The organism is Flavobacterium sp. (genome assembly GCF_044341265.1).
In the GTDB taxonomy this organism is placed as follows: Bacteria; Bacteroidota; Bacteroidia; order Flavobacteriales; family Flavobacteriaceae; genus Flavobacterium.
In genome coordinates this window covers 1-21638 of record NZ_JBIISA010000044.1, presented here as the reverse complement: position 1 = coordinate 21638, position 21638 = coordinate 1, and the positions used below count along the sequence as shown (strand labels likewise).

19 protein-coding genes and 1 pseudogene are annotated in these 21638 nt (G+C 32.1%); 11 read left to right on the top strand and 9 right to left on the bottom strand.

Annotation, left to right across the window (positions count from 1 at the left end; all coding sequences use genetic code 11):
* The 3 genes and pseudogenes from ACIQ06_RS15005 to glyA all read right to left on the bottom strand — a co-directional run.
* A pseudogene (locus tag ACIQ06_RS15005) lies at window positions 1-2881 on the bottom strand (hypothetical protein); the annotation flags it as partial.
* Between the two features lie 108 nt (window positions 2882-2989).
* A complete protein-coding gene (locus tag ACIQ06_RS15000; RefSeq protein WP_396147731.1) occupies window positions 2990-5281 on the bottom strand; it encodes a LysM peptidoglycan-binding domain-containing protein in 2292 nt (763 codons plus the stop codon).
* A gap of 115 nt (window positions 5282-5396) precedes the next feature.
* Window positions 5397-6671 (bottom strand): serine hydroxymethyltransferase, encoded by a 1275-nt coding sequence (gene glyA / locus ACIQ06_RS14995; RefSeq protein WP_396147729.1) that lies wholly within the window; start codon window positions 6669-6671, stop codon window positions 5397-5399.
* A gap of 113 nt (window positions 6672-6784) precedes the next feature.
* On the opposite strand from glyA, the gene fahA reads away from it, so the two are divergent.
* Window positions 6785-8068 (top strand): fumarylacetoacetase, encoded by a 1284-nt coding sequence (gene fahA / locus ACIQ06_RS14990; protein ID WP_396147728.1) that lies wholly within the window; start codon window positions 6785-6787, stop codon window positions 8066-8068.
* A 63-nt stretch (window positions 8069-8131) separates the two neighbouring features.
* Window positions 8132-9316, top strand: a complete 1185-nt coding sequence (locus ACIQ06_RS14985; protein WP_396147727.1) for a hypothetical protein — start codon at window positions 8132-8134, stop codon at window positions 9314-9316.
* Between the two features lie 60 nt (window positions 9317-9376).
* On the opposite strand, the gene ytxJ is transcribed toward ACIQ06_RS14985, so the two are convergent.
* Both ytxJ and ACIQ06_RS14975 read right to left on the bottom strand, forming a co-directional pair.
* Window positions 9377-9766, bottom strand: coding sequence for a bacillithiol system redox-active protein YtxJ (ytxJ, locus tag ACIQ06_RS14980; RefSeq protein WP_396147725.1), 390 nt, complete (start codon window positions 9764-9766; stop codon window positions 9377-9379).
* A 6-nt stretch (window positions 9767-9772) separates the two neighbouring features.
* Entirely contained in the window at window positions 9773-10627 is an 855-nt protein-coding gene (locus ACIQ06_RS14975) for an archaemetzincin (RefSeq protein ID WP_396147724.1), read from the bottom strand.
* 213 nt (window positions 10628-10840) lie between these two features.
* Here ACIQ06_RS14975 and clpB point away from each other — a divergent pair, with 213 nt between their 5' ends.
* Together clpB and ACIQ06_RS14965 are read left to right on the top strand one after the other, a co-directional pair.
* Window positions 10841-13444, top strand: coding sequence for an ATP-dependent chaperone ClpB (clpB, locus tag ACIQ06_RS14970; RefSeq protein ID WP_396147723.1), 2604 nt, complete (start codon window positions 10841-10843; stop codon window positions 13442-13444).
* Between the two features lie 274 nt (window positions 13445-13718).
* Window positions 13719-14168, top strand: a complete 450-nt coding sequence (locus ACIQ06_RS14965) for a GNAT family N-acetyltransferase (protein ID WP_396147721.1) — start codon at window positions 13719-13721, stop codon at window positions 14166-14168.
* A gap of 2 nt (window positions 14169-14170) precedes the next feature.
* Here ACIQ06_RS14965 and ACIQ06_RS14960 read toward each other — a convergent pair whose 3' ends face one another.
* Window positions 14171-14956 (bottom strand): hypothetical protein, encoded by a 786-nt coding sequence (locus tag ACIQ06_RS14960; RefSeq protein WP_396147719.1) that lies wholly within the window; start codon window positions 14954-14956, stop codon window positions 14171-14173.
* 146 nt (window positions 14957-15102) lie between these two features.
* On the opposite strand from ACIQ06_RS14960, the gene ACIQ06_RS14955 reads away from it, so the two are divergent.
* Window positions 15103-15561, top strand: coding sequence for a hypothetical protein (locus tag ACIQ06_RS14955; RefSeq protein ID WP_396147717.1), 459 nt, complete (start codon window positions 15103-15105; stop codon window positions 15559-15561).
* Between the two features lie 40 nt (window positions 15562-15601).
* The gene (locus ACIQ06_RS14950) at window positions 15602-16387 is read left to right on the top strand and encodes a TonB family protein (RefSeq protein WP_396147715.1); all 786 of its coding nucleotides are present in this window, start codon (window positions 15602-15604) and stop codon (window positions 16385-16387) included.
* A 136-nt stretch (window positions 16388-16523) separates the two neighbouring features.
* Here ACIQ06_RS14950 and ACIQ06_RS14945 read toward each other — a convergent pair whose 3' ends face one another.
* The 3 genes from ACIQ06_RS14945 to ACIQ06_RS14935 are packed head-to-tail and all read right to left on the bottom strand — an operon-like array spanning window position 16524 to window position 17681.
* Window positions 16524-16736: an SHOCT domain-containing protein gene (locus ACIQ06_RS14945; RefSeq protein WP_396147713.1), complete on the bottom strand. Its 213-nt coding sequence runs from the start codon at window positions 16734-16736 to the stop codon at window positions 16524-16526.
* Between the two features lie 24 nt (window positions 16737-16760).
* Window positions 16761-17387 (bottom strand): NAD(P)H-dependent oxidoreductase, encoded by a 627-nt coding sequence (locus ACIQ06_RS14940; RefSeq protein WP_396147711.1) that lies wholly within the window; start codon window positions 17385-17387, stop codon window positions 16761-16763.
* A gap of 60 nt (window positions 17388-17447) precedes the next feature.
* The gene (locus tag ACIQ06_RS14935) at window positions 17448-17681 is read right to left on the bottom strand and encodes a BON domain-containing protein (RefSeq protein WP_396147710.1); all 234 of its coding nucleotides are present in this window, start codon (window positions 17679-17681) and stop codon (window positions 17448-17450) included.
* A 218-nt stretch (window positions 17682-17899) separates the two neighbouring features.
* Here ACIQ06_RS14935 and ACIQ06_RS14930 point away from each other — a divergent pair, with 218 nt between their 5' ends.
* From ACIQ06_RS14930 to ACIQ06_RS14910, 5 genes are read left to right on the top strand one after another with little or no spacing between them, the layout of a single operon-like run.
* Window positions 17900-19330 carry a WG repeat-containing protein gene (locus ACIQ06_RS14930; RefSeq protein ID WP_396147708.1) on the top strand — a complete coding sequence of 477 codons (1431 nt, stop codon included), beginning with the start codon at window positions 17900-17902 and terminating at the stop codon, window positions 19328-19330.
* 3 nt (window positions 19331-19333) lie between these two features.
* Window positions 19334-19690, top strand: a complete 357-nt coding sequence (locus tag ACIQ06_RS14925) for a bleomycin resistance protein (protein ID WP_396147706.1) — start codon at window positions 19334-19336, stop codon at window positions 19688-19690.
* Window positions 19691-19699: 9 nt separating this feature from the next.
* On the top strand, window positions 19700-20095 hold the full coding sequence (locus ACIQ06_RS14920; RefSeq protein WP_396147704.1) for a DUF1801 domain-containing protein: 396 nt from the start codon (window positions 19700-19702) through the stop codon (window positions 20093-20095).
* Window positions 20096-20102: 7 nt separating this feature from the next.
* Window positions 20103-20909, top strand: a complete 807-nt coding sequence (locus tag ACIQ06_RS14915; protein WP_396147702.1) for an energy transducer TonB — start codon at window positions 20103-20105, stop codon at window positions 20907-20909.
* A gap of 58 nt (window positions 20910-20967) precedes the next feature.
* Entirely contained in the window at window positions 20968-21486 is a 519-nt protein-coding gene (locus ACIQ06_RS14910; protein ID WP_396147700.1) for a DUF4199 domain-containing protein, read from the top strand.
* Window positions 21487-21638 lie beyond the last annotated feature (152 nt).

Here is a 21638-nt window from a genome sequence, read left to right as displayed (position 1 = left end):
TTGGATTAGCACATTGATTCGCTGAAGGTGTAAAAGTATAAGTTGTAGTCGTTGTATTATTCAGTGCTGGTGACCAACTTCCAGTAATTCCATTGTTTGATGTTGTTGGAAGTGCCGCTAAAGTATCACCTGAACATATTGGAGTAACAGGAGTAAAAGTTGGTGTTACTTTTGGATTAACCGTAATAGTTAACGTTGTTGGATTAGCACATTGATTTGCTGAAGGCGTAAACGTGTAAGTTGTAGTTGCTGTGTTATTAAGTGCTGGTGACCAACTTCCTGTAATACCATTGTTTGATGTTGTTGGAAGTGCTGCTAAAGTATCACCTAAACATATTGGAGTAACAGGAGTAAAAGTTGGTGTTACTTTTGGATTAACCGTAATAGTTAACGTTGTTGGATTAGCACATTGATTCGCTGAAGGTGTAAAAGTATAAGTTGTAGTCGTTGTATTATTCAGTGCTGGTGACCAACTTCCAGTAATTCCATTGTTTGATGTTGTTGGAAGTGCCGCTAAAGTATCGCCTGAACATATTGGATTAACGGCTGTAAAAGTTGGTGTTACTTTTGGATTTACCGTTATGGTTAGTGTTGTTGGATTAGCACATTGATTCGATGAAGGCGTAAACGTATAAATTGTAGTTGTTGTATTATTAAGTGCTGGTGACCAACTTCCTGTAATTCCATTGTTTGATGTTGTTGGAAGTGCCACTAAAGTATCGCCTGAACATATTGGAGTAACAGGTGTAAAAGTTGGTGTAACTTTTGGATTTACTACAATAGTAAGCGTTGCTGGATTAGCACATTGATTAGCTGATGGTGTAAACGTGTAAGTTGTAGTTGCTGTGTTATTAAGTGCTGGTGACCAACTTCCAGTAATTCCATTGTTTGATGTTGTTGGAAGTGCTGCTAAAGTATCACCTGAACATATTGGAGTAACAGGAGTAAAAGTTGGTGTTACTTTTGGATTAACCGTAATGGTTAACGTTGTCGGATTAGCACATTGATTCGCTGAAGGCGTAAACGTATAAGTTGTAGTCGCTGTGTTATTAAGTGCTGGTGACCAACTTCCTGTAATTCCATTGTTTGATGTCGTTGGAAGCGCTGCTAAAGTATCACCTGAACATATTGGAGTAACAGGAGTAAAAGTTGGTGTTACTTTTGGATTTACTGTAATAGTTAGCGTTGTTGGATTAGCACATTGATTCGCTGAAGGTGTAAAAGTATAAGTTGTAGTTGCTGTGTTATTAAGTGCTGGTGACCAACTTCCAGTAATTCCATTGTTTGATGTTGTTGGAAGTGCCGCTAAAGTATCGCCTGAACATATTGGAGTAATTGGAGTAAAAGTTGGTGTGATATTGGGAGTTATAGTAACTGTAACTGTTGCAGTTGCATTAGAACAAGGTGTATTGCCTGTGACTGTATAAGTATATATTCCAGCTAAATCTACAGAAGGATTAAAAATACCTGTTCCACTAGCTAATGCTGGACTCCATGTTCCACCTGATTGTGGTGTACCTCCTAAGCTATTGAATAAATTTTGAGGAGTTGCATTACTACAAATAGTTAAACTTCCATTAGTACCGGCATCAACTGCAGGAATAACTGTTACTATAACATTTGAAGTTGAATTACCACAAGGTGCAGGTCCAGAAACTGTATAAGTATAAGTTCCTGATGGATCTATTGCCGGATTAAAAATTCCAGTTCCACTAGCGAGCGCTGGATTCCATGTTCCTCCTGATTGAGGTGAACCTCCCAAGAGAGTGAATAAATTTTGACTTGATCCATTACTACAAGTCGTCAAAGTTCCATTAGTTCCAGCATTCTTTGGATCAGAAATTATGATTGTAACCGTTGATGAACTTGGCGGACATCCACCATTATTAACAGTATATGTAAAAACATAAGGACTTCCAGAAGCATTTAAAGAAGAAATATTTACAGTTCCTAAATTGCCATTAGTAGTAGGTAATGGACCTGTCCAAGTTCCTGTAGTATCAGGAGTACCACCCAAAGCACTGAATAAACTTCTGGTTGGATTACTTGCTATTTGATCAGAACAAATAGATAAAGTTCCATTAGTTCCAGAATTATTTGGTGATAAAATTGTAACTACAACTTCTAATCTATTGGTACTCTCACATGGCGGATCAATAGTTGTAGCAAAATAACTTTGTCCATTAACTAGAGGTGTTGAAGGATCTAATTGTATTGATGAAGATTGAGTTGCATACCAATTATTTGAACCGCTAGCAACCAAATCTGCAATTGTAGGAGATGAATTTGAACAAAAAACTTGATTTGAATTTCCTAAAGGAACTGGGACTACTCCAACAGTTACAAATACAGAAAGTCTTGACGTTTTACATCCAGTAAATGGATTTGTTTGATCTGCATAATAAATAGTATTATTATTCAATATGGTTGACGGTAATAAAGCGGTACCTCCAGATGGTGATGTATACCATTGTACATTATTACCATTTGCAATTAAACTTGCTATTGTAGCTTGAAAAGGATTATCAACACAAACTCCTTGAAAATTTTGTCCAGTTGGAGCTGAATAAATTGTTACTATAACTTGTTGTCTTATTCCGCAAGTTCCTGAGGCATCATCTGCATAATAATCTTCGCCATTTACTAAAACTGTTGCTGGAGATAATGGTGTAGTAGAAGATGCAGTTGCATACCAAACAACTCCATTCCCATTATTAGTTGCTACTAGACTAGCAACTGTTGGAGATTGTGTATTACAAAATGTTTGTGAGCTATTAAGAACTGTAGGACATTGTGCTAAGGCATTATATCCTCCTAATAATAATATAAGAAATAGATAAAATAAATTAACATATCTGTTATTGAGTAAATTTTTTATCATAAGCCAAATTCAATTTTATAAAACCATTATTAAAAATTAGTTAGAATTGATAATGTACTATAACTACTACCAAAACTAAGGAAAATAACTTACCGTTTAACGATAAAATCAATACTCGTTCAATACTCTGATTTTACCATCTGTATCACGCTGTAGAATATAAAATCCTTTATTGACATTACTACCCAACTTATCTTTTTTGTATTCAAATTTTAACTTTACATATTCTGTAATATCTTCATTTGCAGAGATTTCAAATTTCTTATCTTGTACTAATCTTAGTAATGTATCTAACGTTAAATCAAATCCAATTAAAAAGTTCTGACTCAGTTCATCGGAATTTATTTGAATCACTTTTTGTTCAGCAACCTTCATTGTTGTAGCTTTTTCAACTGAACTAAAAGACGGATAAATCATTTTAAGTAGATTCATTCGAATAGAGGAAACATTAGTGTAATTTTTCAACAATGAAGCATCTAAAACTACAATTTGAATTTGAAACTCAGATAGCTCATTCAATAAGATATTTGTAGAACTAATAATCATACTACTCTTATCAGCATCCAAAATCACATAATTAAGTTTTTCTTTTGATAATAATCCTTTCAAATCATCTGTATCAACTACATTTCTATCGGATACTTTTACAAATTTTGAATCTGGACAAGTTTCAGCAATGAAATTTTTACTCTTAATTCGATTAAGACTATTAACTACAATTATGTTAGCACTTTTAGATTTTAGATAATCCAAAATAGAACTTCTAATAATTGTTTCCGATGGAACAGAAACATATAAATTAGAATATCCTTTTTCGTTATTCGATGACTGAGATGTAATAACAGGTATATTTTTTTCATTGACTAATGATGCAATCTTTCCGGCTTGCAAATCATAATATGGCATAATAATCGCGTTTGACTCCTGTACATCATTATTTGTATTTAAAGCTTCAATATCAGTTGAACTCAAATTATTTTGAAGTTCAATCGTTTTAACATCAATATTTAATCCTAATGTTTTAGCAGAATCAATTGCCTTTAGTGCTCCAGTGTAAAACTCTAAATTCATTTTTAAAAAATCATCTTGAACATCTTTAAATTCAGAGGATTTCGCTAAATATTCTTTGTATTTAGCATCACTAAATGGTAAAACAATAGTAATTTTGTTTGCTCTAGATTTATTTATTGTCGTCTTTAAATCTTTATATTTTGAGTTAGAGCTCGCAACGTTTTTATTTGATGTAACTACAACAGGTTTTACTATTTCTGAAGTCTTTTTGGGAGTTTCTTTAGGTACAATTTGCGTTATTTCACTTGAAGAGTTTACAGTGTTTTTGGGCATTTTAATAATCATTCCAACTTGAACTGCTGCAGACAATTTTGGATTTAACGCAACAAAATCATTGATGGTCATTCCAGCTCTTTTTGACAATCCGAAAAGTGTTTCTTTAGGTTGAATTTCATAATCAACATACTCTTGATTTGATGGAATGATTGCCTGTTTAACTACTTCTCTATTTTCTATAACCTTTGTAACTTCAACTTTATTAATCACAGAATCAGTTCCAACGTAAGAATTTGGAATCATTAGTTTTTGTCCAATTTGAAGACCTTTAACTATTTGTGGATTTAGAGTTTCCAATTGTTCAATGGTAACTCCATATTTTTTTGAAAGACCATATTTTGTCTCTTCGGGTTCTACTAAATGGTATTTTGAATCATTAGAATTTACGATGGTGTTCAAACTACCACTTTCTTTTCTAACAGGAATACTTAATTTTTGACCGCTCTTTAGAATTCCATTTAAAACAGAACTATTTGCTTTTGTTAATTCATCAACAGTAATTCCGTTTCTTTTAGATATTCCATACAAGGTTTCGCCTGGTAAAACTATGTAGTCGAATTTAGAAGTAAAAGCATTATTAACACTTAATTGAGAAAGATTTTGCTTGAAATTTGTTGTCGCACCTTTAATTTGTAATTTATGTCCAACTTGTAATCCAGCAATAATTTGAGGATTTTGAGCTTCTAACTCTTGAATAGAAATTCCATAAATTTTAGACAACCCAAATTTTGTTTCTTTTGATTGAACAATATGAATAAGGATATTTTGATTTTTATCAGAATTCTCAACAGAAGTTTTTTCAGACGAAGGTTTTTCAGATGAAGGTTTAACTGAATTTTCAACTAATGATTTAGGAATTATTAGAACCTCTTTCTCTTTAAGACCATTAACCGCACTAGGATTTAATTTTATTATATCATAAGGTGTAACCATATACTTCTGGGCAATGGTTGCTAAAGTTTCACCATTAGCAATTACATGATATGTATTGGCCTCCTGTGAATAAATAACTTGAACAAAAAATAATACTAAAAGCAGTGTTAATTTTTTCATATTCCATTTTACCATAAAGATGTTAGTATCGTAAATGTCTTATAAAATTAACGAAAAAAAACTTTGTAGAAATAGTACTACAAAGGTTGTTATTAAGAGTTTTATTAACAATTTTTTAAAACACAAACATCGCTCTTTCGCTCATCATTTCGTTAACCTCATCGGCAACTTCCTCAATGATAGCCTCGTTTGTATGATTCATCAATACTTTATCAATAAACGCAACAACTGTTTCCATATCTTCTTCTACCAAACCTCTTGTAGTAATGGCTGGTGTTCCAATACGAATTCCAGAGGTTACAAAAGGTGATTTATCATCAAATGGAACCATATTTTTATTAACCGTAATTTCTGCTTTTACTAACGCATTTTCAGCTTCTTTACCAGTAATATTTTTGTTTCTTAAGTCAATCAACATCATATGGTTATCTGTTCCACCAGAAATTAAATTATAACCTCTTTTGTTGAAAGCTTCTGCCATTGCTTTAGCATTTTTCTGAACTTGCATCGCATATCTAAAGAATTCATCTGTAAGACATTCTCCAAAAGCAACCGCTTTAGCAGCGATAACGTGCATCAAAGGACCACCTTGATTTCCCGGAAAAACTGACATGTCTAAAATATGTGACATCATTCTAATCTCTCCTTTTGGAGTTTTCAATCCCCAAGGATTTTCAAAATCTTTACCCATCATAATCATTCCGCCTCTTGGTCCACGCAATGTTTTGTGAGTTGTAGTGGTTACAATATGACAATGCGGAATTGGATCGTTCATTAATCCTTTAGCAATTAATCCAGCTGGATGCGAAATATCTGCTAAAAGCAAAGCTCCAACGCTATCTGCAATAACTCTAAAACGCTCAAAATCCATATCACGACAGTAAGCAGATGCTCCTGCAATAATCATTTTAGGTTGCTCTTTAGTAGCTATCGCTTGAATTTTATCATAATCAAATTGTCCTGTTTCTGGCTCAACTCCATAAAAAGAAGGAGTATATAATTTACCAGAAAAATTTACAGGAGAACCATGAGTTAAATGTCCACCATGAGACAAATCAAAACCTAATATTTTATCACCAGGCTGAAGACAAGCTGCAAAAACAGCTGTATTGGCTTGAGAACCAGAGTGAGGTTGCACATTTACATATTCTGCTCCAAACAATTGTTTAGCTCTATCAATAGCAATTTGCTCAACAATATCAACAACTTCACAACCTCCATAATATCTTTTACCAGGATATCCTTCAGCATATTTGTTTGTTAAACAGGAACCTGCAGCTTCCATTACTTGGTCACTAACAAAGTTTTCAGAAGCAATAAGCTCTATTCCATGTATTTGTCTGTCTTGTTCGTCAAGAATTAAATCGAAAATTTGTTCGTCGCGTTGCATTTATTTTGGATTTTTGTTAAAAACTCCTCAAAATTACGAAATATGTTTGTCAAATAAATCTTAAATGATATATTTGATTACAAATTTTTCAACAACAAATCAACAAATATATTATGCCGCATTTTGCTAATAATCCTGCTAAAAAATCTTGGTTAGAAGTTTCTAAAGATTCTGATTTTCCAATTCAAAATATACCTTTTGGAGTTTTTATAACTAAAGACGATGTGATCACTATTGGAACAAGAATTGGTGATAGTGCTATTGATATGGGAGCTTTACAACAATTAGGCTACTTTGAAGGTATCGAACTAACAGACGATATGTTCATGCAAGATACACTTAATGATTTTATATCTGATGGTAAAAAAACTTGGCGATTAGTTAGAAATAGACTTTCTGATTTATTTGATGAAAACAACCCAAAACTTAGAGATAATAAAGAACATCGTGATATAGTTATCTTCAAAATTAGCGATATTGAAATGCTTTTACCTGTTCAAATTGGTGATTATACCGATTTTTACTCTAGCAAAGAGCATGCAACCAATGTTGGTAAAATGTTTCGTGATCCTGAAAATGCTTTGTTACCTAATTGGCTTCACATTCCGGTAGGATATCATGGTAGAAGTTCTACGATTGTTCCATCTGGAATTCCAGTACACAGACCAATGGGACAAACATTACCAAATGGTCAATCAACTCCAGTATTTGGTCCATCACAAGCTATCGATTTTGAATTAGAAACTGCATTTATTACTACCGATGCCAATATTATGGGAGAAAATATTCCAGTAAATGAAACCGAAGATTATATTTTCGGAATGGTTTTATTGAACGATTGGAGCGCAAGAGATATGCAAAAATGGGAATATGTGCCACTTGGACCTTTCTTAGCTAAAAACTTTGCTTCATCAATTTCACCTTGGATTGTAACTATGGATGCTTTAGAACCTTTCAGAACTAAAGGACCAAAACAAGAACCAACACCACTTCCCTATTTGCAACAAAAAGGAAAACACGCTTACGATATTAACTTAGAAGTTTACATAAAACCCGAAAATGTTGAAGAAACATTAGTTTCAAAATCTAATTTCAAGTACATGTATTGGTCTATGAGTCAGCAATTAGCGCATCATACTTCTAATGGTTGTAGAGTGAATTCTGGAGATATGATGGGTTCTGGAACAATTTCTGGACCAACAGAAGATAGTTATGGTTCCATGTTAGAATTGACTTGGAGCGGAAAAAATCCAATCAAAATGAAAGATGGTAGCGAGCGTAAGTTTATCAACGATAATGATACCGTTATAATGAAAGGACATTGTCAAAATAGTTCAGTTCGTATTGGTTTTGGTGAAGTCTCTAGCAAATTATTACCACCATTCGTTAGAAAATAATAAACTTTTATTTTTGGCTTACTTTTTGGATAGTTCCAATTAGTAACTCTAAAATTATATACCATGAAGAACTTTACATTCCTCCTAACCTTTTTTGTTCTTATCACTTCATGTGGTGTAAGACAAACTAGAGAATCATTAACTTCTGGCGATTATGATAGTGCTATCCAAACTGCTGTAGAAGGATTAAGAAACCGAAAAGAAGCTAAAGGCAAACAAGATTACATTTATCTTCTTGAAGAAGCTTTTGCTAAAGCTAAAGAACGTGATTTGCAAAACATCAATCTTTGGTTTAAAGACGCAAGTCCAAGTAATACAGAGAAGATTTATACTACCTATCTTCAATTGAACAATCGTCAAGAGTTGATAAAACCTCTTTTACCATTGCGATTGATGAAAGAAGGTCGCAATGCTATTTTTCCATTTGAAGATTATTCTGATCAGATTGTAAATAGTAAAAACGCACTTGCCAAACACCTTTACGATAATTCAAAAGCACTTTTAGCAACAAAAGATAAAATGAGTTATCGTCGTGCTTATGATGATTTGATTTACTTAAATACGCTTTCACCAAATTTTAAAGATGTAAATGCGCTAATAAACGAAGCTCAAATTAAAGGAACAGATTACGTTAGCGTTTTTACCAAAAACGAAACCAATATGGTTATTCCTGTTCGTTTACAAAATGACTTATTAGACTTCAGTACTTTTGGTTTAAACGACAAATGGACGGTGTATCATAGCAATAAAGTAAAAGGAATCACTTATGATTATGGTTTAATTGTAAACTTTCGTCAAATAAATATCTCGCCAGAACAAGTTAAAGAAAAAGAATTCCAAAAGGAGCGACAAGTAAAAGATGGCACAAAACCACTTTTAGATGCTAATGGAAATCCAGTAAAAGACGAAAAAGGCAACCCAATTCGTGTAGATAATTTTAAAACAGTAAGAGCAACTGTTTATGAATTTAGACAATTCAAATCTACTCAAGTTGTTGCTAAAGTAGATTATATAGATTTTAGAAATAATCAGTTAATTGAAACGTTTCCATTGGCTAGCGAATTTGTTTTCGAACATGTTTACGCAAGATATAATGGCGACAGAAATGCTTGTGACGAAAGTTACATCAGCTACTTCGACCAAAGAGCCGTGCCTTTTCCAAGTAATGAACAAATGGTTTATGATTCTGGAGAAGACTTGAAAGCCAAACTAAAAGATATTATCGTTAGAAATAAATTTAGAAGATAATTTTTAAATTGCAGATATAAAAAAACGCATTTGGATTTAATTTCAAATGCGTTTTTCTATTTATTCAGTGAATCGTTCTAAAAATTTAGCATCAATATCATCATGAGAAGTTGAAAAAATAGCCTTTCCGTTTTTAATCAACAAGATTTGTGGCGATTGATGAAACACATCAAATCGATTGGCAATTTCATTAGAAACATCACGATAATTTAATAAATCTAAGAAATAAGGTGTGATTTTTTCTACCAAATCAAACTCGTTTTCAAATTGTTTTAAAGCAAAACGACTAATACTACAACGTGTACTGTGTTTGAAAATCAGAACTGCTTTTTCATTGGACAAATCAACAATTTCGTTTAACTGACCTAAATCGGTTAGTAGTCTCCATCCTATTTTAGAAGATTGATTTCCTTCTTCTGAAGAGCCAAATATATTTTTAAATAAACTCATATCTAATTAATCTAAAGCATCCAATTGCTTTTGCAAAAGTAAGGCATCTTTCTCCAAATGATTAGAATTTAAAAAAGAAATCAATTCACTAAAGCGTTTTTTATCATCATATTTCAAATTCCAAGACAACTTTTTCAAACATTCCGAACATAATGCATTTGGTTTTGTATCCGACTCTGGCAAATGATTTACACCATTCATTAAACAAACAGCATGCTTACAATGATTTATTGTAAACATATGACCAATTTCATGAACCGCAGTTTTTGTAATTCTATTCAAACAAAGTGTATAATCATTATCCGTTAAAAACCTATTGAATGAAGAAACTCCTGTTCGTTTTTGATAACTTGCTAAACCAAAAACATAATTCCAATCTTCACTCGGATATAAATCTTTTGCAGTAATTGCCATAACTACAATACCATCATCAGGCATTTTCTTTGGCAAAACCTTATGCGTTATATAGCTTGCATCAAATTGCTCAATACCACTATTCATTCGCTTTTTATCACTTGGAATAGCCTCCTCTGGAATTAAAGGCAACATTGTTGTTCTCAGTTGAAAAAACTTACCCACATATTCAACTGTTTTGTCAACTATTATCTTTTCCTCTGAAGTAAAATTTCCAATAGGTTGAATATAAATTACTTTTCGTTTTTCTGAAATTGTTACAGGATCAATTTGAGTATATTTTTCAAAACTTTGCCCAGATTCATTATGCTCTGCTAGCCATTCGCCTGGCTTTGGAACACTTAATTTGACATCTAAATCAGCTAAATTATCTAATGGACTCTTTGATGTTTCCTTTTTACAAGAAATTAAAAAGACTAAAATTAATACTAAAGAAAGTCGTTTCATGGCTACGTTTTTCTTAATAACTAAATAATTCAAAAATTAGTATCAAAAAAACAGAAAAATTGTCATTTACTAAGACAAATTGTCGTAACTTTAATAGTGTTTGACGCTCAAAATCAGTCATTTTGTCCTAAAATTAGGATTGGAACACATATTGACGAAATCCTAACAAATAAGTAATTCAACAACAAAAAATAAACAACGAACAACAAAAATATGAACATTAATAAATTCACAATCAAATCGCAAGAAGCTTTGCAACAAGCACAGCAAATTGCACAAAGTTTTGGGCAACAACAGCTCGAAAACGAACACATTTTCAAAGGCATCTTGGAAGTCGATGAAAATGTAACGCCTTTTATTTTGAAAAAACTCAACGTTAATGTGGAGCTTTTCAAAAAAGTATTAGACAGCACGATACAAAGTTTTCCGAAAGTTTCTGGTGGCGACATCATGTTTTCTCGTGATGCTTCCACAACTGTAAACGAAGCCGAAATCATTGCTAAAAAAATGAACGACGAATTCGTTTCTATCGAACATTTAATTTTAGCCATTTTCAAATCAAAAAGTAAAGTTGCACAGATTTTAAAAGATCAAGGTGTTACTGAAAAAGGTTTGCAAGCCGCTATTGATGAAATGCGTAAAGGAGAACGAGTAACTTCTGCATCTGCCGAAGAAACTTACAACTCTTTGAACAAATATGCCAAAAACCTCAACGAATTAGCTAAAAGCGGTAAACTCGATCCAGTTATTGGTCGTGATGAAGAAATTCGAAGAGTTTTACAAATCTTAACGCGTCGTACTAAAAACAATCCGATGTTGGTTGGTGAGCCTGGTGTTGGTAAAACAGCCATTGCCGAAGGCTTAGCACATAGAATAGTTGATGGCGATGTTCCTGAAAACCTGAAAGACAAAATTGTTTATTCGCTAGATATGGGTGCACTGATTGCTGGTGCGAAATACAAAGGTGAGTTTGAAGAACGACTAAAAGCAGTTGTAAAAGAAGTAACTTCTGCCGAAGGTGATATCGTGCTTTTCATTGACGAAATCCATACTTTGGTTGGAGCTGGCGGTGGCGAAGGTGCGATGGATGCTGCAAATATTTTAAAACCTGCATTGGCTCGTGGCGAATTGCGTGCGATTGGTGCAACAACTTTAGACGAGTATCAAAAGTATTTCGAAAAAGACAAAGCACTCGAAAGACGTTTCCAAAAAGTAATGGTCGATGAACCGGATACAGAAAGTGCGATTTCGATTTTGCGTGGTATCAAAGAAAAATATGAAACCCATCACAAAGTGCGAATCAAAGACGATGCTATTATTGCAGCTGTCGAATTATCGCAACGTTATATCACCAATCGTTTTCTTCCAGATAAAGCAATTGACTTGATGGACGAAGCGGCTTCTAAATTGCGTATGGAAATCAATTCAAAACCAGAAGAATTGGATGTTTTGGATAGAAAAATCATGCAATTGGAAATCGAAATTGAGGCAATCAAGAGAGAGAATGATGAAACTAAGTTAAAAGTACTTGGTTTGGATTTAGCAAACTTAAAAGAAGAACGCAACGAAATTTTCACCAAATGGAAATCCGAGAAAGATGTGGTGGATAATATTCAAGCAGTAAAACTTGAGATTGAAGATTTCAAAACCGAAGCTGAACAAGCTGAACGTAATGGCGATTATGGAAAAGTAGCTGAAATCCGTTACGGAAAAATTAAAGACGCGCAAGAACGTTTGGATGCTTTGCAAATTCAATTAGCCGAAAACCAAGCCGGAACTTCTTTAATCAAAGAAGAAGTAACTCGTGAAGATATTGCTGAAGTAGTTGCCAAATGGACTGGAATTCCAGTAATGAAAATGTTACAAGGTGAAAGAGAAAAACTCTTGAAACTAGAAGACGAATTGCACCACAGAGTTGTCGGTCAAGAAGAAGCTATTGAAGCTGTGAGTGATGCGGTGCGAAGAAGTCGTGCCGGATTGCAAGACATGAAAAAACCAATTGGTTCGTTCTTATTCTTAGGAACAACAGGTGTTGGTAAAACCGAATTAGCCAAAGCGTTAGCCGAATATCTATTTGACGATGAAAACGCGATGACTCGTATTGACATGAGTGAATACCAAGAGCGTCATTCTGTGAGTAGATTAGTTGGCGCGCCTCCAGGATATGTAGGTTATGATGAAGGCGGACAATTGACCGAAGCTGTGCGAAGAAAACCGTATTCTGTAATTCTTTTGGACGAAATTGAAAAAGCGCATCCTGACACGTTCAACATCTTATTACAAGTTTTGGACGAAGGACGATTGACTGATAACAAAGGTCGTGTTGCTGATTTCAAAAACACGATAATCATCATGACTTCTAATATGGGAAGTGCGATTATACAAGATAAATTCGATAACCTAAAAGGAAATATCGAAGCCGTAACCGAAGCTGCCAAAGTAGAAGTTTTAGGTTTATTAAAACAAACGGTAAGACCAGAATTTATCAATAGAATAGACGAAATTGTAATGTTTACGCCATTAACAAGCGCGAACATCAAACAAATTGTTGGATTGCAATTGAAAAGCGTTACCAAAATGTTAGCACATCAAAACATCACAATGGATGCAACTCCAGAAGCGATTGATTATTTAGCACAAAAAGGTTATGATCCGCAATATGGAGCACGTCCAGTGAAAAGAGTCATTCAAAGAGAAGTTTTAAATCAATTGAGTAAAGAGATTTTAGCAGGAAAAGTAACTACTGATAGTATTATTTTACTAGACGCTTTCGACGGACAATTGGTGTTTCGAAATCAAAGCGAGTTGGTGAGTTAAATAGTGATGAGTGATTAGTAAATAGTGATTAGCTTATAATTGGTTGGTTTTAGTTGGATTAGACCTGTCAGGTTTTGGAAACCTGACAGGTCTTTTGTTATTCTGTATATAAACACAAAAGTCACAAAGGAAAAAACATTGAGTAACTCTATGCAAAACTTAGTGACACTTTGTGCTCCAAAACAAAAAATCCGCGTTAATCCGCGTTTGCATCGCATCCGTTTCATCCGCGTTCTATTTTTTTTATTATCTTTGGGAAACCAACCTTCTCAACATGACCATACAACTAGCCAACACCTCCGACCACGAACTTCTCACCCAAATCACTAAAAAGTCGAAAGCCTTTTGGGGTTACTCCGAAGATTTGCTTTTGGTTTGGGATGATGCGCTTACTATTACGCAAGAGTACATCAGCACACATCCTGTTTATACTTTTGCGGTTGACGATAAAATTGTGGGCTATTATTCTTATATTTTGGAAGACGAACACAACATCAAACTTGATAATTTGTTTCTTTTACCACAATACATTGGCAAAGGTATGGGCAGTTACCTAATGACAGATTTCTTAAACCGCATCCAAAACCAAAATTATAAAAGAGTGTACCTAGACTCTGAACCCTACGCAGAAGGTTTTTACAAAAAACACGGATTTCAAACCATTGGCAAACTAGAAACCGCCGTAAAAGATAGGTTTATGCCAGTGATGGAGTTGGGGTTGTGAAACTATAAATCTGAAAAATCATCTACAAAACCTAAATCATAATTTTTGCAAGTTTGAAAGCTTCTTTTATAGTATTTATCGGTCATCATTTTGGGTATAGAAATAATAAAATCGTTTAGTCTTTCTTTCAAAATAATTTCCAATTCATTCCATGAATAAAGCAATTCATCACTTTGACCAATACCTTTTAAAAGTCGATTTTGATCATCGATGTAGTATATTTTATCACCACCAAAAAGTTGACAAAATCGCATCATATTGCGACGAAACTTATTAAAATCTGGAATATGCTCTTCATAATTTTCATAAATCACGATGTTATAAAAAAAGGACCATCTGGAGAAATATTCAAAATCTAAATTGATGACTTCTCTACCAATTTCAGCTAAAGAATTCCCATTTGAAGTATATTGTAAATCATAATTCAATTCTGTCAAGCACAGTTTCATATCATCAATATATTCTTGAGAATGAAAAACTTCTTCATCGGAATAGTTGTAAATTGCCATTGAAAACAAAGCATCGCCATACTTCTCATAACACAATTTTTCTTGATAGGAAAAATCAATTAATCTGTAAATGGTATCGCGCTCTTTATTAAAATAAGCTATTCCTAAAGAAATAAATTCTTCTACAAAAGGAATACCAAGAAGTTCACAATTTTTTTCCGAATCATAATAACCATATTCAATATTAAATTGCATTCGGTTAGAAATGTCTTTTGCCAATGCTTCAAAACTAGAAACATCTAAATTATGACGCGCTATTGGAACTAAATCTCTTCCCATGAATTATTATTAATATACTTTTTCAACGTTTTGAGCTTTAACAAAAATACATTTTATAATTACAACCAACGACATAAATTCACAAATCAAAAAACAACCTAAAAACTTGTAGTTTTTTTTTATATTTTTATTTTTTAAAAATATTTATGATTTATCTCTCCTACAAACCTGAACTATTTGGTGTTAAGCTAGTCATTTTTATAATTATACTTATTGTATATTTTATTCTTAAATATTTAAATAATAAAGAACAAAATAAAATTAACACCATTGTTCGTCAAGAAATTAACCAATTCAAATCGGAAAGTACAAAGTCAACTATTAACTTTTCCGAAATTGAGTTCTTTTCTAATTCTTGGAAGAAAAGTATTGTCGTAGGAAGTGGTTTAAATACTAGAGAAGAATTGATAGACGTTCACGAAAATACCTTATTGATTAGAAAAGTCATCAACGATATTGTCTATGACATGAAAGTAGAAATCGAAATGGAACCAACTACACTAAAGATGAAAATAGCCATGAAAAACGATATTGATTTCTATTACAATCCAAACGATCCAAGCGAATATCATATTGATTTTAATTTTCTTGGTCAGCCATCGTAAAACTTGAAGTTTTTCCCTACTTTTACTTCAAATATTTACAATGAAAAAACATAATTTACTCTTTTTGCTGTTGTTTTTCGCAATAGAAATTTCAGCTCAATCAGATGTTGCAACCATAAATAGAGACTCCATTTTTTACAGAAATGAAAATGGCTTTATTATTAAATGCCACAGATCTAAAGCTGAGGCATTTGCTATTGCTGAAGCTATGAATCCAAATCTTTATGTTCATAAGATTTATTATTTGCATGCAGAAAATTTGATGGCTGCCTATGAAGTATATGATAAAAATAGTGCTAATAAGAATGTAAGAGCAACGTTACCAATTAAAAACGGAAAGTATGAAGAATGGTACTTAAGTGGTGAGAAAAAAGTTACGTGTTTTTATACTGAAAATAACCTTAATGGTGAATTCAAAGTTTTCTACAGAAACGGCAATTTGAAAAGAGTTGAGCAATGGAACAATGGAGAATGGCAAAATGGAGAATGTTTTGATGAACAAGGAAATAAAACTCAATATTGCTCCTATCAAGAAATGGCAGAATATATAGGAGGCGTAACTGAATTATACAAATTTATAGGTCAAACCTTAGTGTATCCAAAAGATGCCATGAGAGATGAAATTCAAGGTGTCGTTTATGTGAGTTTCATAATTGATACCGATGGTTCTGTGATAAATCCAAAAATCATTAAAAGTGTCGAGAAGAAATTGGATGATGAAGCCCTAAGAATTGTTAACCAAATGCCGAAATGGAAACCTGGTAAGTTTGAAGGTGAACTTGTCAAAACAGAATTTGCATTGCCAGTAAATTTTAAATTAGAATGATAGAACCAGATAGTACATTCTATGATAAAAAACCAAAAACTGCAACCTAAAAACTTGCAGTTTTTTTGTCTGTTCAATAATTTAAAACAAAAAAACTGCTCCATTTCTGAAGCAGTTTACCAATAAAAAACCTAAACTAATTTCCAATCAATTTTTTCTTTTGCTCGTATTCTTCAAGTTTAATTTTTCCTGAAGCGAGTTGTTTGTTCAATATATCTAGAGCTGAGTCTCTTTTTCTTCGTTCACCCGGAATAGGATAAGGTGTTGCAAAAATCCAAAAAAAAAGTACAACCCAAATAAACCACCAAATTAAATCCATTCCCCAATAGAGATATCCATTATATTCCATGATACAATTATTTAAAAATTATTATTACAATCGGATGAAAAGTTGGTCTTTTTCACGTCGTACTTTTTTAAGTTTCGCTAGATAATCATTATCTGAATCACGATATCCTAAAGGAAGAATGACCGTGCTTGCTAATCCTTTTTCTTTTAATTGTAATAGTTCGTCTAATGCTTGTTTATCAAATCCTTCCATTGGTGTACTGTCTACATATTCTTCAGCAGCAGCAACTAATGCAATTCCTAAAGCGATATAGGTTTGTTTAGCATTCCATATTAAATTATCGGCATCACTATTTTTCAATTGGCTTTCGATAACTTCTTTCATTGGTTGCAAACTTTCTGCAGTAACATTTCTAACAGTTGCTATTCTTGTAAAATAATCGTCAATGTGTTGTTGCGTTAGTTTACTCCAAGCGGCAAAAACTAGTAACGCCGAAGCATCTGTAACTTGGGATTGATTGCTAGCGATGGCTTTTATTTTTTCAAGCAAAGCTTTGTCTTCAATAACAAAAACGGAATAAGGCTGTAATCCAAATGACGATGGCGCAAGTGCTATGGCATTTAAGATAATTTCTAGTTTTTCATTTGGAATTTTAGTTCCATTCATTTTTTTTGTGGCATAACGCCAACTTAATGCTGTTGTAATTGACATGATTTATTTGTTTAAAATTAAAAAAGCGATAGGAATAACTTGTCACTTTTTACTGTAAGTTTATACTACTAATTCGTGATAATAATCTATTGCTAAATTGTTTACAACGCTACATATCCCTTTAGTCTTCCATGCAATTAACTCTGCTTCCATTTTTTTAGCGTAGGTATCAACAACACCTGAAAGCGAAACCACACCATCATTTGCTGTAACAACAATTTCTGCTGCATTAAACAAAGGTTCCCATTTGATGGCATTTAGAATGTCTGTTTGCAATTCTGAATTATTTTTCAATGTATTTATGTATTATTTGAATTAAGTTTCAACACAATACAAAGTTCGTTTACTTAGTCGCAAAAAGTATTACACTAAATAGGCAATGATTTACACTATCCTCACTTTTTAAAATTTAGATTTTTATTAGAAAAATAAGTAGCGATACTTTATACTTATTTCCAATTTCAAAACTTGCTATTTTTTTTATACTTTTACTTAGCATCAATGCATACAACATGAAACTAAAAACGTTTTTATCTATTGGGTTCTTTTTACTTTTGTTTTCGAGTTTTTCACAACAAAAAAACGAGTATCGACCTATTTCTGAAATGAATAGTGACGAAAAAGAAATGTATGACATTCTGCAAAAATCAGTTATGGCTTTGCTAAACAACAAACCAACAGCCAAACTTTTTCCAGTTTTCAAAATCTATGAAGACAAAAAAGGATTTGTTTTCAGTTCTTTAATTTATGACGAACCCAACTTTGAAACTCATGATGAAGGTTCGAGTTCTGCAACCTACACTGTGTCTTTGCATTTTACAAAAAGGAAAGAACCAACCGAAAATGAAGTAACAGAAGCAAGCGGTAATAGTTATGGAACAGGAAGTTATAATGGCGAGAGAACGAAAAAAATTCCCATTGAATATTATTTATCTGTAGAATATTCTAAATCAAATTTTTCTTTTCAAGACCGAACTCTTTTGAGTGTAAAAAAAAGCAAACCCTATTTTGATAATAAATTTAATAGAGTAAAATTCACAAAGTCAAATGGCGGTAACTTTGTCAATCCGTTAATTTACAAAATTGATAAATCGGATTATGTTAGTTACGTTGATAATGAAATTGCCATTTATAAAAAAAATGATTTTTTCGGAATCATCAACAACAAAAACAAAGTTGTAGTTCCTTTTAAATTCAAAAGCATCAGAATGTATAAAATGGGAATTTTAGTTCAAGAGGATAAAACCTGCTATTTTATTGATAAAAAAGGAAAAAAGATAAGTCCTAATTATGACAAAGTAGAAGTCAATTTCAATCAATTTTTTGACTATGTTTTAGATTGTTTCAAAGTGAAAATTGGAGAAAAATACACCTTGGTTAATGATAATTTTGAAGAAAAACTTCCCTTGATTTATGATAAAATATCCTTCTTTCCTTACAAAAGTAAACTCGATAGATTGATGTTAGAAAGAGACGGAAAAAAAGTAATTTTTGACATTGCAAAATGGAAAGAAACCAATATGATATTTGAAGAAATTATAGTTCTCGACGATAAAGAAATGATAGTTAAAGATAATGGAAAATCGGGAGTTGTAGATTATGCTGGAACTGTAATTTTACCATTAGAATATGATGCTATCAATTATACCGAAAATTACAGCAAAGAAGATGGATTTGCTTTGGTATTAACTAAAAATAATAAATCAGCACTTTATCAAAATCTGAAGTTTTACACTGAATTTATTTATGATTCAATGACCAGTTTTCATAGTTCCATAAAAATTGAAAAAGATAAAAAATATGGTTTAATGAATGCTAAAGGAAAAATAATACTTCCAATAGAATATGATAGTATAGAATATAATAGGAAAATAAAAAAGATTGAAGCAACTAAGAATTCGGTAATAGAACATTTTGATTTCAAAGAACTGTATAAAAACTAAACTATGCTCACAAACATCAACCCAAAACTTCCTATGCGTAATAAAAAAGTCACAATGGATTTTTACCTCAACAAATTAGGATTTCAATTGTTTGGAAGTGCCGATTATGAGGGTTATTTGATGGTACAAAAAGACGAAATTCAAATACATTTCTTTGAGTTTAAAGATTTAAATCCAGATGAGAATTATGGTCAAGTTTATATTAGAACCAATGCAATTGACAATTTGTATCAAACGTTTTTAGATGCAAAAGTATGGATTCATCCCAACGGACAATTGGAAAACAAACCTTGGCAACAAAGAGAATTTTCGATACTTGATCCAGATAAAAATTTACTAACTTTTGGCGAAAGCTTGTGAAATGAAATTATGATTCACGATGATATTTTAAATTATAACAATTCAAAATCAACTGAAGACAAAGCTGTTTGTGATAAATTGTTGGAAATCATTCAAAAACAATTACCAGATTTTGAAAATAAAGTTTGGCATTCGCATCCTGTTTGGTTTGAAGATGGAAACCCAATTGTAGGATATGACAAACTGAAAAATGGAGTACGATTGATGTTTTGGAGTGGCGCAAGTTTTGAAGAACAGGAACTTAAACTAGGTTCAGGAAAATTTAAAGATGCCTCAAAAACTTATACTTCTGTTGATGAAATTAACGTTACTGATGTGGAAAGTTGGCTTCAAAAATCGAAAGAAATTCAATGGGATTATAAAAATATTGTGAAACGAAAAGGTGTTTTGGAACGCTTAAAATAAAATGAAAATGAAAAAAATAATTATACTCTTGATTTTGTTAGGCACAAAAAACCTTAGTGCACAGACTAACAATGATAAACTGATTTTGGAAAAATGTAAAAAACCATTAATAGAAGTTTACAAAACACATAGCATTCTATTCGACAAAATCGAAAACTACTTGGTCGAAAATTCAAAAATTGAGCAACCAAAATTTAACAACGTAAGAGATTACAAAATTGATTCAATTAATAGAATACATAACTTGAATTTATGCGATTTTTATTTGCAATTGAGAAAAAACAACCAACAATTTTATCCTTTAATCAAATCGAAAGAAGAAGCTATCTTAATTTCTAATTTTGTTACGGAACGATTTGTGAAAATTGATTCGCTGTATCGATCTTTTGTAGAAGAAAAAAAGGTAGAAAAAGTTTCAGAAAACACAACCAACATCAAAGTAAGCGACACTTTAAAACCTATTTATGAGATTGGACCAACGATTGATGCTTGTAAAGATTCTCCATTGGGAATTGAACAATGCAGTTATCAAATCATTTATAAAGCTATAATGAACAATTATGCAGTTCCTGAAATACGCATCATTGAAAAAAGTATATTAAAGATATTCGTGAATTTTAGAATAAATAAGGAAGGAATTGTAGAAGCCATTAGAATTAACAAAACTTCAGGATATTTTGAATTTGATATGGAAGCTATAAACGTCATTATTAGAATCGGAAAAAATAAAAAATTCAATCCAGCTACAGTCAATAATAAAGCTGTTTCTGTTTATTATACAATACCAATTAACGTGATGAGTCAACAAGATTAGTAGTTGTGATTATACAAAAAAAAAGTAACTTTGATTAACTAACCAAAAAAACTATTTTATGAAAAACATTATTTTAAAAAACGGATTGATTGGAGGATTGATTGTAGCCGTATTTTCTGGAATGAGCGTCTATTTTCATTCTAAAAATCTTGAGGATGCCACTTTAAGCTATATTTTAGGATTTACAGGAATGTTTATAGGTTTTGCCTTCACATTCGTAGGAATGAAGCAATATCGTGATACCGTAAACAGTGGAACAATAACATTTGGAAAGGCCTTTACCATTGGTTTTTTAATTGCTTTAATTATTTCTACTATTTATGTTTTAGTATGGCTTGTAGAATTACATAATTTCTACCCTGACTATATGGAAAAAGTTTCAGCATCAGAAATTAAAAAATTAGAATCAAGTGGTTTAAATGCAGCAGATTTACAAGCAAAAGTTGATGAGTTAAATCAAATGAAAGAATCTTATAAAAATCCTTTATTTGTAATTGGTATGACCTATTTTGAGATTCTACCTATTGGAATCGTTTTTTCTTTGATAAGTGCTTTAATCACCAAGAAAAGCAAATAAAAGAAACAAAAAAAGGTACGTAATTAAAGAGGGCACTGAAAAAGTCCTTTAAGTAATAAGTATAATAATTTAAGGAGTAGAAAACTTAGTTTTTCTGCTCTTTTTTTTGTATATTTAGCTGTAATTATAGAGTTTTATAGATGTTATTAAAG